This window comes from Novosphingobium clariflavum, assembly GCF_026420865.1.
Classification (GTDB): Bacteria; Pseudomonadota; Alphaproteobacteria; order Sphingomonadales; family Sphingomonadaceae; genus Novosphingobium; species Novosphingobium clariflavum.
This window is the reverse complement of the sequence record NZ_JAPCWC010000005.1, coordinates 16,900-30,537: the sequence shown is the minus strand read 5'-3', so window position 1 is coordinate 30,537 and position 13,638 is coordinate 16,900. Positions and strand designations below refer to the sequence as shown.

Sequence of the window (13,638 nt, the reverse complement as noted above, 5' to 3'; positions counted from 1 at the left end):
CAGGATTATCCACCGGCCATCAACAGGCTGTGCATACAAATGCTCCACAGGCGCGCTTGCCGCTCACCCCGCTCTTGGGGCATTGTCCGGTCCCTCATGTCAGACGAAGCCCTCATCACCCGCGAGCCTGCGGCCGAAGCCCGCAGCCTGCCCTCGAACGTCGAGGCGGAAGCCGCGTTCCTGGGCGCCGTGCTCATCGACAACCGCGTGATCGAGGAGCTGCCCACCCAGCTCTCGCCCACCCACTTCTTCGAACCCGTCCACGCCCGCATCTACGAGCGCATCCTCCAGCTGCTCGACCGCAAGGCCGTGGTCACCCCGGTTACCCTGCGCCCCTATTTCGAGGCCGACGAACAGCTGAAGGCGCTGGGCGGCGTCTCCTACCTCGCCCGCCTGACCGCCGATGGCCAGGGCCTGCTCGCCCCGCGCGAACTCGCAGACCAGATCTACGACCTCGCCCTGCTGCGCGAACTGATCTCGGTGGGCCGCAATCTCGTGGCCGAAGCCATGGACACCTCCGAATCGGTGGAGCCGATGGAGCAGGTGGAACGCGCCGAAGCCGCGCTCTACAAGGTGGCCGAAGGCGCCTCCACCGCGAACGAGGCCAAGAGCTTCGCCGCGGCCACCCGCACCGCCATCGGCGCCATCGAAAAGGCGTTCAATTCCGGCGGCCACATCTCGGGCAAGACCACCGGCCTCAACTCGGTGAACAACAAGATCGGTGGTCTTCACGATTCCGACTTGATCATCCTTGCCGGCCGTCCGGGCATGGGCAAGACCTCGCTCGTCACCAACATCGCCTTCAACGCCTCCGACCGGCTGCAGCGCGACCTGGCGGACGGCATCCCGGTCGAGAAGTCGGTCGGCGCGGCGACCGCGTTCTTCAGCCTCGAAATGAGCGCCGACCAGCTGGCCACGCGTATCCTGGCCGAACAGTCGGGCATCAGTTCCGAAGCGCTGCGCATGGGCAAGATCAGCCGCGAGGACTTCCAGCAGCTGTCCTTCGCCAGCCAGCGTCTCGCCGAACTGCCGCTGTTCATCGACGATACCCCCGGCCTCACCATCGCCGGCCTGCGCACCCGCGCGCGCCGCCTGAAGCGCCGCCACAACATCGGCCTTGTCATCATCGACTACCTGCAGCTGCTGCAAGGCTCGGGCCGCGCCACCGACAACCGCGTGAACGAAATTTCCGAGATTTCGCGTGGTTTGAAGACGCTGGCCAAGGAACTCCACGTTCCGGTGATCGCGCTCTCGCAGCTCTCCCGTGCGGTGGAATCGCGCGAAGACAAGCGCCCGATGCTCTCCGACCTTCGCGAATCGGGCTCGATCGAGCAGGACGCGGACATGGTCTGGTTCGTGTTCCGCGAAGACTACTACGTGAAGGCCACGGAGCCGAAGTTCCCCAGCGACACCGACACCCCGGACGTGCGCGACAAGTGGGAATCGTGGCGCGCGAAGATGGAAGAAGTGACCGGCCTGTCGGAGCTCATCATCGCCAAGCAGCGCCACGGCGCCACCGGCAAGGTCCGCATGCGCTTCGAAGCGCGGATCACGAAGTTCTCGGATCTGGCGGACGACGATATGCGTGGGGCTTTCGAGAGCGATTAAGCGAATTAAGGGGAAGTCCTGGGGGATGATCCCCCAGACCCTCAAAACGTCTTCGTCGTGCTCAGCCTATCCGCCGCGCACTCCTTGCAGCGTAGCCAATTAGTCTCCCGACGCAGCCATGAGTGCACGAGGCTTTTGGCCCGCGTGACCTAGACGATATTGGGGGTACAGGGGGGCGAAGTTTATCCCGAGCTTCACCGAGGGGCTCCCCTGCTTTTATCCTTCCCTGCTTCAAGCCACGGCAACAACCGGCACCGCCGCCCTGCCCCGCATCATCAGCGTGTAGCTGACCAGCGCTACCGCGACACCGACGAACCACGCGTAAGTGTAGATTCCCGAGAACAGTGCCCCCGCTTCCCCGAACACCTCGGGTGCGGCAACCGAGAGGAAGCCCGGCACGTTGGGCACGATGCCGAGCGCCAGCGCGATCAGCGCGCGCGGATTCCAGCCCCTGCGATAGGTGTAGGGCCCCTGTTCAAGGTAGAGCCCGCCCACATCCAGCCGTGCACCACGCAGCAGCCAGTAGTCGGCGATCAGGATACCGGTGATCGGCCCCAGCAGCGCGCCATAGCCTGTCAGCCAGGTGAAGATGTAGCCCTGCGTGCTCGCCATGATCTTCCACGGCATCATGACAAGGCCGATGGTCGCGGTGATCAGCGCGCCGGTGCGGTAGCTGATCCTCGACGGTTTCAGCGAGGCGAAGTCGAAGGCCGAACAGACGAGGTTCGCGGCGATGTTGCACGATACCGTGTCCACCGCGATCACGATCAGCCCCAGCAGCACAAAGGGCCCCGACAGCGTTCCGGCCAGTTCCACCGGGTCCCAGATCGCCCGGCCGTGGATAACGACGGTGGCCGAAGTGGTGATCACGCTCAGCAGGGCGATCAGCCCCATCGTCGGCGGCAGGCCCAGCGCCTGGCCCAGCATCTGGTCGCGCTGGCTATGCGCGAAGCGGGTGAAGTCGGCAATGTTGAGTGCCAGCGTGCCCCAGAAGCCGACCATCGCGGTGATCGCCGGCAGCCAGACCGCCCAGAACTCCCCTTCCCTCGCCCCACCGGGCCCAAAGGCCGAAGGCGCCGAGAAGATCGGGCCAACACCGCCCGCCGCGTCCACCGCCCACCAGACGAGGCCGAGGCAGGCGATGAGCTTGGCCGGCGCGGTCCAGGTCTCCAGCTTGCGGATCGTCGTCAGCCCCTTGCGCACGAAAAACAGCTGCACGCCCCAGAATACCAGGAAAGCCAGCAACTGGCCGAGGCCGATCCCGAAGAACGGCAGCGGCGCGCCGCGCAGGTCCGCGCCGAGGAAGATGCCGAGCAGCGTCAGCAAGGCCTCGCCGCCGATCCAGGTCTGGATACCGTACCAGCCGCAGGCGACCAGCGCGCGCGCCATGGCGGGCAGGCGCGCGCCCACCGTGCCGAACGAGGCGCGTGCGAGCACCGCGAAAGGCACGCCATAGCGCGCGCCCGAATGGCCGATCAGCAGCATCGGCACGAGGATGATCAGGTTGCCCAGCAGCACCGTGGCGATCGCCTGCAAGGCAGACATGCCCTGGTCGATCAGGCCGGCGCAGAGCATCCAGCTTGGCACGGCAACGACCATGCCCACCCACAGCGCCGCGAAGTGCCACCAGCGCCAGTTGCGCTGCGCCTCGCCCGTCGGCGCAAGGTCCGCGTTCCAGAGCGCGCCTTCAGCTTCAACCATCTACCGCGTCCCCCGCTGCTTAAGGGAACCACGATGCCGCAGTGCAGCAAAGTGTCAAGCGACGGTTATAAAACGGCTTGGCCGACCAGCATCTGGCGGAAGCGGGCGAGGCGCGAAACAGCCTCGTCCAGCACATCCAAGGGCTTGGTGAAGCAGAAGCGCACCAGATGCCCGGGCGCGTCCTCGCCCTGATACAGCGCCGAGACGGGTACGCTCGCCACCCCGGCCTCAGTCACCGCGCGCTCGCTGAATTCGCGGTCGCACAAGGAAATGCCCGAAGCGGCGAGATCGACATTGAGGAACCACGTCGCCGCATTGGGCAGCACGACGAAACCGCCCTCGGTCAGCCCCGCCTTCAACCGCTCACGCGCGGCGGCCCATGCGGCGCGCTGGCCGTCCAGCACTGCGTCGGGCAGCGACAATCCCTCCGCCACCGCCCATTGCAGCGGCACGGCGGTGGCATAGGTGAGGAACTGATGCGCGCGCGAGATCGCCGTCGCCAGATCACCCGCCGCGATCATCCAGCCGACTTTCCAGCCGGTCAGTCCGAAGATCTTGCCTGCCGAACCGATCTTCACGGTGCGTTCGGCCATGCCGGGAAAGCGCATCAGCGAGTGGTGAGGCACGCCATCGAAGCGGACATCCTCCCAGACTTCGTCGCAGATCGCGATCAGGTCATGCGCCGTGCAGGCCTGCGCGATCGCGGCCAGTTCCTCGTGACGGGCGACCGTGCCTGCCGGGTTGAGCGGATCGTTCAGCATCACCACGCGCGTCTGCGGCGTGATGGCCGCCTCCAGCGCCTTTGCCGGATAGCAGAAGTCCGGCGGCGAAAGCGGGATCGAGACGGGAATACCGCCCGCCCGCCGCACCAGCGGGGCATAGGCGTCATAGGCCGGCTGGAACAGGATCACTTCGTCGCCCGGCTTCACGAAAGCGAAGACGGCAGCGGCCAGCGCCTCCGTCGCGCCGGAAGTGACCGTCACCTGCCCAGGCGCAAGCGCAAGCCCCTGCCGCCGCGCGTAATAGCCGCAGATCGCCTCGCGCAGTTCGATCAGGCCCGCGCCGGGCGGATACTGGTTCGACTTTTCGTGCAAGGCGCGGCTTGCCGCTTCGATCAACGCGGGCTGCGGCGGGCCATCGGGAAAGCCCTGCCCGAGGTTGATCGCCCCATGTTCGCGCGCCAGCGCCGACATGCGATCGAACACCGTGCGTTCCATTTGCGCATAGACCGGGTGGATGCGGCCAGCTGTCTTCATTCCCGGTACGGCTCCCTTTGCGCCCACGGACAAGCCCGGCGCGACAGTTTCGTGATCTGCATGGGCCGATGCGCTCGCTGTCGAGAAGCGGGCCCGCTCGCCTCCTACCTCGGACAAACCACAAGGGAGAGCAAGAGACGTGTCCTACGCGCTGAACCGCAGGCTCGCCGAGCGGCGCGCCCCCCTGCCGACCACGGCGGAGATCGATCCGGTAACGGCGGACATCATCCGCGGCGCGTTCGAGACGGTCTGCTTCGAGGCTGCGACTTATCTTGGCCGCGCCGCCTCCAGCCCGATCATCAACCAGTCGAACGAGCGCAACGCCGCCATCGTCGATGCCCACGGCCGCCTTGCCATGGGCGCGGTGGGCACCCCGCACCTGACCTTCGTCAACCAGATGGAAACGCGCTGGGGGCTGATGAACCAGGAGCGCTACGACTGGGGGCCGGGCGACGTCTTCCTGGGCAACGATCCCGATCACGGCGGCGGCCACCTGCCGGACTACTGCATCTACGGCCCGGTCTATGACGGCAAGGGCGAACTGATCTGCATCCAGACGCTGCAGGCGCATCAGGGCGATACCGGCGGCAAGGACCCGGGCGGCTTTTCGCTCGATGCCACCGATGTCTTTACCGAAGGCGTGATCTACCCCTGCCTCAAGCTGGTCCATCGGGGCGAGCTGCGCCGCGACGTCTTCGACATGGTGGTGCGCAACAACCGCTTCGCGACATTCGCCGGCGACATCGCGGCGATGATCGGCGGCGTCCAGCATGCCGTGCGCATGCTGGAGCAGCTGCTCGGCAAATGGGGCGGGGAGACGATCAAGGCGGCGATCAACCACTCGATCGAGCACACGACGCGCCGCGTGCGCGAGGAAGTGGCGAAGTGGCCCGATGGCCGCCACGAGGCGACGGTGTGGATCGACCACGACACGGCAGGGACCAGGGACATCAAGGTCCACGTCGCCTGCACCATCGCCGGCGAGCAGCTGACCGTGGACCTTGAGGGCACCGACGACCGGCAGAACCTCGTCGGCGTGTGGAACACCTTCGCCAATTCGCGCAGCTACGTGATGTGCCAGGTGGTCGCGGCGATGGACCCGACGATCGTCAAGAACGAGGGCTTCTTCGACGCGGTCGAGATCCGGATCCCCGAAGGCTGTATCGCCCAGCCGCCGCCCAACAAGCCCGCGGCGCTGGGCTCGTTCCACCCGGCCTGCGAGATCACCGAGGCGGTCTGCATCGCGCTCTCCAACGTGGCGCCCGAACGATCGCAGCCGCAGCTCTACAAGATCGGCATGCCCAACATGGTCATGGGCTTCGACGAGAACGGCATGATGTGGATGGACCAGGGGGTCGACTGCCGCTCGATGGACGTCTCGGCGGTGCAAGGCCTCGATGGCTGGGGCTCGTGCCCGTCGGCGCTCGGCAGCCTGATCCTCTCCGAAGCGGAAGATGCGGAAAGCCGCTTCCCGATCCTCAACCTCAGCCGCGAGATGACCACCGATGGCGGCGGCGCCGGCCAGTGGCGCGGCTGTCCGGGCTCACTCAACGTCAAGCAGGTACTGCGGCCGACTTCGGCGATGGCGTGGATGGTCTCGGCCGAGCACCCGCTGCGAGGGCTTCGCGGCGGGGACGATGCGATCCCCTATACCAACCGCTTCGAGGTGGGAGCCGAGAACGAGCGCGCCATTCTCCATACCGCGCAGGACTTGCTGCCGGAGGGCGCGGTGATCGCCTACCAGCACGGCGGCGGCGCCGGCTTCGGCCCGCCGCTGCGGCGTGATCCCGAAGCGGTGAAGGAGGACGTGCTCGATGAGTACGTCAGCCTTGCCGCAGCGCGCGCCAAGTACGGCGTGGTGCTGACCGGCAGCCTTGGCGACTATTCGCTGGCGGTGGACCACGCCGCGACCGAGGCGCTGCGGGCCGAGATGGCGAGCATGGCCGAGGCGGCGGAATAACGAAAACAAGTCGTCCCCGAAACGGGGCCAAAGTCTGGAAATGGGACCGCCCGAAGGGTGGTGGAGGGGATTCGCGGCCTGCCGCGAGGTTTCGGGAGGACGCGACTCCCCTCCGTCAGCCCTGCGGGCTGCCACCTCCCCTAACCGGGGAGGACAGGAGACCTGAATGACGTACCGAGTAGGCATCGACATCGGCGGCACCTTCACCGACTTCGCACTCCTGAAGGGGGACGAGGTGGTGCTGCACAAGAACCTTTCCACGCCACAGGACCGCTCGCTGGGCGTGATGGAGGGGCTGGGCAAGCTCGCCGCGAAGGAGGGCCTGCCGCTGGGCGAGTTCCTGAGCCGCTGCGAGGCGATCGTCCACGGCACCACCGTCGCCGACAACACCCTGATCGAGATGAACGGCGCCCTCACCGGCCTTATCACCACCGAGGGCTTCCGCGACGAGATCGAATATCGCCGCGGCTACAAGGAGGATATCTGGGACGTCCGTCTGGAGGCCCCGCAGCAGATCACCCCGCGCCGCCGCCGCCTGACCGTGCCCGAACGGGTGCTCCACGACGGCGCGGTCCACAAGCCGCTCGACGAGGCTGCACTGCGCGAGGCCTGCCGCAAGCTCAGGCTGCAGAACGTGGAATCCGTGGCGATCTCGTTCCTGTTCTCCTTCGCCAATCCCGAACACGAACGCCGCGCCAAGGAGATCGTCCAGCAGGAAATCCAGAACGCGCACGTCTCGGTCAGCCACGAAGTCCTGCCCCGCGCGCCGGAGTACGACCGCACCTCGACCACGGTGGTCAACGCCTATGTCGCCCCGCGCGTCAACGGCTATCTCGAAAAGCTGGTGCAGCGCCTCGGCGAAGGCGGGTATCCAGGCCAGCTGATGGTCATGCAGGCCTCCGGCGGCGTCATGACCCGGGACTACATCGAAGGTGCCCCGATCCGCGTGCTGGCCTCCGGCCCGGCCGGCGGGGTCGTCGGTTCCGCCCATGCGGGCCGCGCCAAGGGCTGCCCGGACCTGCTCTGCGTCGACATGGGCGGCACCAGCTACGACATGGCGCTGGTGCTGAACGGAGAGGCCCCGGCCGAGGCAGGCTGGAACATGCACCACCGCTACCTCGTCGGCGTGCCGATGGTGAAAGTGGAGACACTGGGCGCCGGCGGCGGCTCGATCTGCCACGTCAACAAGGGCGCGCTGCAGGTCGGCCCGCGCTCGGCGGGGTCGGAGCCCGGCCCGATCTGCTACGGACGCGGCGGCGCCGAGCCGACCGTCACCGATGCGCTCGTCATGCTGGGCATTCTCTCCACCGAGGAGGGTTTTGCCGGCGGCAGCTTCCGCCTCACCCGCAAGGGCGTAGCGGAAGCCTTCGGCAGGATCGCCGAGGGACTCGGCCACGAATCCGGCGACTCCGGGGCGGAACGTGCCGCCTTCGACTGCTGGCGCGTGGTCAATGCCCACATGAGCCAGGGCGTGCGCCGCACCACGGCGGGCAAGGGCATCGACCCCAAGGACCTCGTCATGCTGGCCTATGGCGGCAACGGCCCGGCTTTCGCCGCGATCCAGGCCGAGGACCTCGGCATCACCCGCGTGCTGGTGCCCAAGGCCTCGCCGACCTTTTCGGCGCTCGGCACGCTGGTGGCGAACCCAACCATCGACGAGGAACGCTCCTACATCGCCTCGGCCGCCGCGCTCGACCTGGCGCGCATCCGCAAGCTCTGGACCGACCTATCGGATCGTGCCGCCCGGTTCTTCACCGCCGCCCGGTTCCGCACAGGCGACATCCGCGCCGATTACCGGCTCAACATGCGCTATCCGGGGCAGAACTTCTCGCTCTCGTTCGACTTTGCCGCGGATGCCCCACTGGGCGACCTCGGCTTCATCGACGAAACCTTTGCGGCCCGCGCCTGCGAACTGTTCAACGCCCGCCACATGGCCGAATATGGCCATGTTCGCGAGCATGAAGTGCCGGAAATCTCGGGCCTGCGCCTCGCCGCCCATGTCGAGACCCCCTCGCCGGCCGCCGGCGGCGCCTTCGTGCCCGGCGGCCCGGCTCCCGAGCCCATCCGCCACCGCCGCGCCAATCTCGGACAGGGCTTTGCGCCGGTGCCGGTCCATCGCGGCACCGACCTCGCCCCAGGCATGGAAATACCCTCCCCCGCGATCATCGAGGAGAGCTTCACCACGATCGTCGTCTACCCCGGCTGGACCGCGCAAGTGGACAGCGCGGGCGATTACCAGCTGGTTCGATCCGCCTGAAAGGGGCGGCGGCGCATGCGCTGTCGCTTCTTGGCCGCTTTGCGACTACAGTGAATGCCTCTGCTAACTTGCGATTCAGCCGCCCGCACCTACATTGGCGGGCGAAAGGACGGTTTCACCAACGATGAACGACGACCAGCCTAGCGGCAATCCCTGGGTCAAGAGCCTGCTCGTGTGGGGCGGTATTTTCCTCGCACTCCTTGTGGTTGTGCAGATGTTCAATACCCGCACCGAAAGCGGGCCGAGCATCGCCTATTCCGATTTTCGCGGCAAAGTGGCCGAAAACAGCGTCGCCTCGGTGGAAATCGGCGAGCAGCGCATCGACGGCAAGCTGAAGAACGGCGATTCGTTCACAACCGTCCCGGTGCCGAACGACACCACGCTGCCCCAGCTCCTGCAGGACCATGGCGTGCGCTATGCCGGCAAGAACGCCGAAGAAGGCTCGATGCTGGTCTACATCCTCGCCCAGACCCTGCCGTTCCTGCTGATCGTCGGCATTGCCTTCTTTGCGCTGCGCCAGGTCCAGAAGGGCGGCGGCTCGGGCGCGATGGGCTTCGGCAAGTCCAAGGCCAAGCTGCTGACCGAACGGGCGGGCCGCGTCACCTTCGACGACGTCGCCGGCATCGACGAAGCGCGCGAGGAACTGGAGGAAATCGTCGAGTTCCTGCGTGATCCCACCCGCTTCTCCAAGCTTGGCGGCCAGATCCCCAAGGGCGCGCTGCTGGTCGGCTCGCCGGGTACCGGCAAGACCCTGCTCGCCCGCGCCATCGCCGGTGAGGCGGGCGTGCCGTTCTTCACGATCTCGGGCTCGGACTTCGTCGAGATGTTTGTCGGCGTCGGCGCCAGCCGCGTGCGCGACATGTTCGAACAGGCCAAGAAGAACGCCCCCTGCATCGTCTTCATCGACGAAATCGACGCGGTCGGCCGCCATCGCGGCCACGGCCTGGGCAATTCGAACGACGAGCGCGAGCAGACGCTGAACCAGCTGCTGGTCGAGATGGACGGTTTCGAGGCCAACGAAGGCATCATCATCATCGCCGCCACCAACCGCCCCGACGTGCTGGACCCCGCGCTGCTGCGCCCCGGCCGCTTCGACCGTCAGGTCGTGGTGCCGGTGCCGGACATCGAGGGCCGCGAGAAGATCCTCAGCGTCCACATGAAGAAGGTGCCGCTGGCCCCCGACGTGAACCCGCGCGTGATCGCCCGCGGCACCCCGGGCTTCTCCGGCGCCGATCTTGCCAACCTCGTCAACGAGGCCGCCCTGCTGGCCGCGCGCCGCAACAAGCGCCTCGTGGCCATGCAGGAGTTCGAGGACGCCAAGGACAAGGTCATGATGGGCGCGGAACGCCGCTCGATGGTCATGACCGACGACGAGAAAAAGATGACCGCCTATCACGAGGCCGGTCATGCCATCGTCTCGCTGCACGAAATTGCGTCAGACCCCATCCACAAGGCCACCATCATCCCGCGCGGGCGGGCGCTCGGCATGGTGATGCGCCTGCCGGAACGGGACAGCTATTCCTACCACCGCGACAAGATGCTCGCGAACCTCTCGGTCGCGATGGGTGGCCGCGTCGCCGAGGAACTGATCTTCGGCTACGACAAGGTTTCCTCGGGCGCCTCGTCGGACATCCAGTACGCCACCAGCCTGGCCCGCAACATGGTCACCAAATGGGGTATGTCGGACAAGCTGGGTCCGCTCCAGTACGAGGAAAGCCAGGAAGGCTACCTCGGCATGGGCGGTTCGCACCGCACCATGGCCTCGGACGAGACCAACAAGGTGATCGACAGTGAAATCCGCGGTCTGGTCGACACCGCCCATGCCCGCGCGACCACACTGCTCAAGGACAATGCGGAGCAGCTTGAAGCCCTCGCGCAGGCGCTGCTTGAATACGAGACGCTCTCTGGCGAAGAGATCAACCAGCTTCTCAAGGACGGCAAGCTCGACCGGCCGAGCGAACCGCGCGGAAGCGGAACGCCCCGCCCGCTCACCGGCTCGTCGATCCCCAAGGCCGGCCGCCGCTTCTCGGGCAACGTGACGCCGCAAGGCGTCTGACGGGGCTATCGGACTTCCCCTCGCGGGAAGAATGCAGGAAGGGGCGAGGACGGCGGAGTCCTCGCCCTTTTTTTTGAGCCTTGCGCGGTCGGCAGTCACCCACCTTATTGTAGCTGCGCTCGCCATCGACGCGGCCGCTGAAGATTGCATGTAGCTGCTCGGGTGCAAACGGCAGGCGCTTGTCACGCTTGTTGACCGGATCGGGCAAGCGGAGACCTCGCGCGGGATTGCGGGTGAGCATTTCCTCATTCACCGTCCAATTCAGGAAACTGCTCAAGTTCGAGATCAGGGTGTTGGCGTTCGCCGCGCCGATAACCTTGATACCTTCACGAGGCCGAGCGTGATCTGCCGCTTGGCAAGGCGTCAACTTCGGGAAGAGCTTTGCGGCATTGGCGGGCAAGAACCGAAGGACCTCAAGGCAGTCGCGGCAATGGGTCCGAGAGATCGACGCCAACGGCTAGCCTCCGCCAATGACGCCGATGGCGAGTTTCCGGCTCGTTTCATACGCCTCTGCCAGTGTCAGGGACGGTGCGGTCTCTTGAACTTGCGGCGCTGCCGGAGTCAGGACCGGAACCGGAGCAGATAACTGCTCGGCATCGACCGGAACCATATGCCGATAACAGAAATTGCGCCCTCGACGACGCAGGCCCTTGGGCAATTCTCGTAACAATTTCCCGTAGCAATCACGGGCATCAGAACGGCTATTGTCCGGCGTCAGCACCCATGGCACAGATTAGGGGTTGAGAATTAAGGAGGGTTTGGGCTTCGTCGTAGTGACGAAGGAACGAAGATGAAGCCCAAACCCTCCTTGCGAAAATCGCCAGCGAAGGCCTCTGCCGAAGCCGTGGTGAAAGACATTCGCCGACAGACGCGGCGGCATTTCTCGGCCGAGGACAAGATCCGTATCGTGCTCGACGGATTGCGCGGCGAGGACAGCATCGCCGAACTGTGCCGGCGTGAAGGCATCGCCCAGAGCCTCTACTACACCTGGTCGAAGGAGTTCATGGAAGCCGGCAAGCGCCGTCTTGCCGGTGACACCGCCCGCAGTGCGACAACGAGCGAGGTGCAGGATCTGCGCCGCGAAGCCCGTGCCCTCAAGGAATGCGTGGCCGACCTGACGCTCGAGAACCGTCTTCTGAAAAAAAGCATGACCGCGGATGGGGGCGACGACGAATGAGGTAGCCCGCCGCAGAAAAGCTGGAGATTATCAGGATCGTCGAGCAGTCGCACCTGCCAGCCAAGCACACTCTGGACAAGCTGGGTATTCCTCGCCGGACGTTCTACCGCTGGTATGACCGCTTCCTCGAGGGCGGTCCTGAAGCCCTTGAGGATCGCCCCTCGGCGCCGAGCCGGGTGTGGAACCGCATCACCGAGGATATCCGCGCGCAGATCGTCGAGATGGCGCTCGAGGCGACCGAGCTTTCCCCTCGCGAACTGGCGGTGCGCTTCACCGACGAGAAGCGCTACTTCGTGTCGGAAGCCACGGTTTACCGCCTCTTGAAGGCCCATGACCTGATCACCAGTCTGGCCTACACCGTGATCAAGGCCGCCGACCAGTTCCACACGAAGACCACCCGGCCGAACGAGATGTGGCAAACCGACTTCACCTACTTCAAGATCATCGGGTGGGGCTGGATGTACCTGTCGACCGTGCTCGACGACTACTCGCGCTACATCATTGCCTGGAAACTGTGCACCAACATGCGCGCAGAGGACGTCACTGACACGCTGGACTTGGCCCTCAAGGCATCGGGCTGCGACAGCGCCACGGTCCTGCACAAGCCCCGGCTACTATCCGACAACGGCCCCCAGTTACATCGCGGGCGAACTCGCCGAGTACATCGAGGCCCAGCAGATGAGTCACGTCCGTGGCGCCCCGTTGCATCCGCAGACGCAAGGCAAGATCGAGCGCTGGCACCAGACCTTGAAGAACCGCATCCTGCTGGAAAACTACTTCCTGCCCGGCGACCTCGAGGCCCAGATCGAGGCGTTCGTGGAGCACTACAATCACCAGCGCTACCACGAGAGCCTGAACAACGTGACGCCAGCAGACGCCTACTTCGGCAGGGCTCCCGCCATCATCAAGCGCCGCAAAACCATTAAGCGAAAGACCATCGAACATCGCCGCTTGCTTCACCGCAAGCTCGCCGCCTAACATCAAACCCCAGACGAGGCTCGTTCTCCGCTAATCCACGCCCCGATCTGCGCCAAATGTTCTGACGACGGACAAGGTCGGCAACACCGTCAGCGCCACCTACAACCGGACGTTCTACTGGAAGGAGCGCGTCGAGATGATGCAGTGGTGGAGTGACTGGCTCGACGATCTCAAGGCTGGGAAGGTCTGATCCGAGGCCTCGGGCGAGGCCCCCAAAAGGCCCCCACGTCATCGCGGCTGGGGGCCTTCACTGGCGGACAAATGCGGACGCCTGATAAGCAAAAAGCCCCGGTTTCCCGGGGCTTTTGACTACATGCGACCACCTTCGAAAAGGTGAATGGTGCCCAGAAGAGGACTCGAACCTCCACGCCCTTACGAGCGCCGCCACCTGAAGACGGTGCGTCTACCAATTCCGCCATCTGGGCACGGAAGCGAGGGGGCCGTTGCTGCCGTCCTCGCCGGGTAGGAGGGCGCCTCTAAGGGGCTTCCCGATTCCTGTCAACGCCCCAGCGCCAAGTTTTTTCAAATCTTTTCAAAAACGCCGGAATTCCGCGTCATAGCGAGCGTTCGGTTGCCCCCACCCCTGCCTTGTGCCAATCCTTTTCAACGTGCGCATGATCGGCTCAGGCGGATTTTTTCGCTCTT

At 65.6% G+C, this 13,638-nt stretch carries 6 protein-coding genes, 1 tRNA gene and 1 pseudogene; 5 read left to right on the top strand and 3 right to left on the bottom strand.

The genetic code is table 11. The annotated features are described in order from the left end of the window. Positions 1-96: 96 nt before the first annotated feature. Positions 97-1,608 (top strand): replicative DNA helicase, encoded by a 1,512-nt coding sequence (locus OKA11_RS08265; RefSeq protein WP_267219757.1) that lies wholly within the window; start codon positions 97-99, stop codon positions 1,606-1,608. Between the two features lie 231 nt (positions 1,609-1,839). Here OKA11_RS08265 and OKA11_RS08260 read toward each other — a convergent pair whose 3' ends face one another. After that, positions 1,840-3,309: an NCS1 family nucleobase:cation symporter-1 gene (locus tag OKA11_RS08260; RefSeq protein WP_267219756.1), complete on the bottom strand. Its 1,470-nt coding sequence runs from the start codon at positions 3,307-3,309 to the stop codon at positions 1,840-1,842. 65 nt (positions 3,310-3,374) lie between these two features. Continuing rightward, positions 3,375-4,565 (bottom strand): aminotransferase, encoded by a 1,191-nt coding sequence (locus tag OKA11_RS08255; RefSeq protein ID WP_267219755.1) that lies wholly within the window; start codon positions 4,563-4,565, stop codon positions 3,375-3,377. Between the two features lie 139 nt (positions 4,566-4,704). Between OKA11_RS08255 and OKA11_RS08250 the strand changes: the two genes are divergently transcribed. The 4 genes and pseudogenes from OKA11_RS08250 (at position 4,705) to OKA11_RS08235 (ending at position 12,993) form a co-directional block, all read left to right on the top strand. After that, on the top strand, positions 4,705-6,525 hold the full coding sequence (locus tag OKA11_RS08250; RefSeq protein WP_267219754.1) for a hydantoinase B/oxoprolinase family protein: 1,821 nt from the start codon (positions 4,705-4,707) through the stop codon (positions 6,523-6,525). A gap of 166 nt (positions 6,526-6,691) precedes the next feature. Then, complete coding sequence (locus OKA11_RS08245) at positions 6,692-8,782, top strand: hydantoinase/oxoprolinase family protein (RefSeq protein WP_267219753.1); 2,091 nt, start codon at positions 6,692-6,694, stop codon at positions 8,780-8,782. 124 nt (positions 8,783-8,906) lie between these two features. Beyond that, a complete protein-coding gene (ftsH, locus tag OKA11_RS08240) occupies positions 8,907-10,838 on the top strand; it encodes an ATP-dependent zinc metalloprotease FtsH (protein WP_267219752.1) in 1,932 nt (643 codons plus the stop codon). 790 nt (positions 10,839-11,628) lie between these two features. Then, positions 11,629-12,993 (top strand): annotated as a pseudogene (locus tag OKA11_RS08235) (IS3 family transposase). Between the two features lie 338 nt (positions 12,994-13,331). Here the strand turns inward: OKA11_RS08235 and OKA11_RS08230 are convergent. After that, positions 13,332-13,418 (bottom strand) — tRNA-Leu (locus tag OKA11_RS08230). Positions 13,419-13,638: the final 220 nt, after the last annotated feature.

Bases quoted from the DNA above. Each gene is read 5' to 3' on its own strand.
- OKA11_RS08265 (WP_267219757.1), top strand. From the start codon at position 97: ATGTCAGACGAAGCCCTCATCACCCGCGAGCCTGCGGCCGAAGCCCGC.
- OKA11_RS08260 (WP_267219756.1), bottom strand. From the start codon at position 3,309: ATGGTTGAAGCTGAAGGCGCGCTCTGGAACGCGGACCTTGCGCCGACG.
- OKA11_RS08255 (WP_267219755.1), bottom strand. From the start codon at position 4,565: ATGAAGACAGCTGGCCGCATCCACCCGGTCTATGCGCAAATGGAACGC.
- OKA11_RS08245 (WP_267219753.1), top strand. From the start codon at position 6,692: ATGACGTACCGAGTAGGCATCGACATCGGCGGCACCTTCACCGACTTC.
- ftsH (WP_267219752.1), top strand. From the start codon at position 8,907: ATGAACGACGACCAGCCTAGCGGCAATCCCTGGGTCAAGAGCCTGCTC.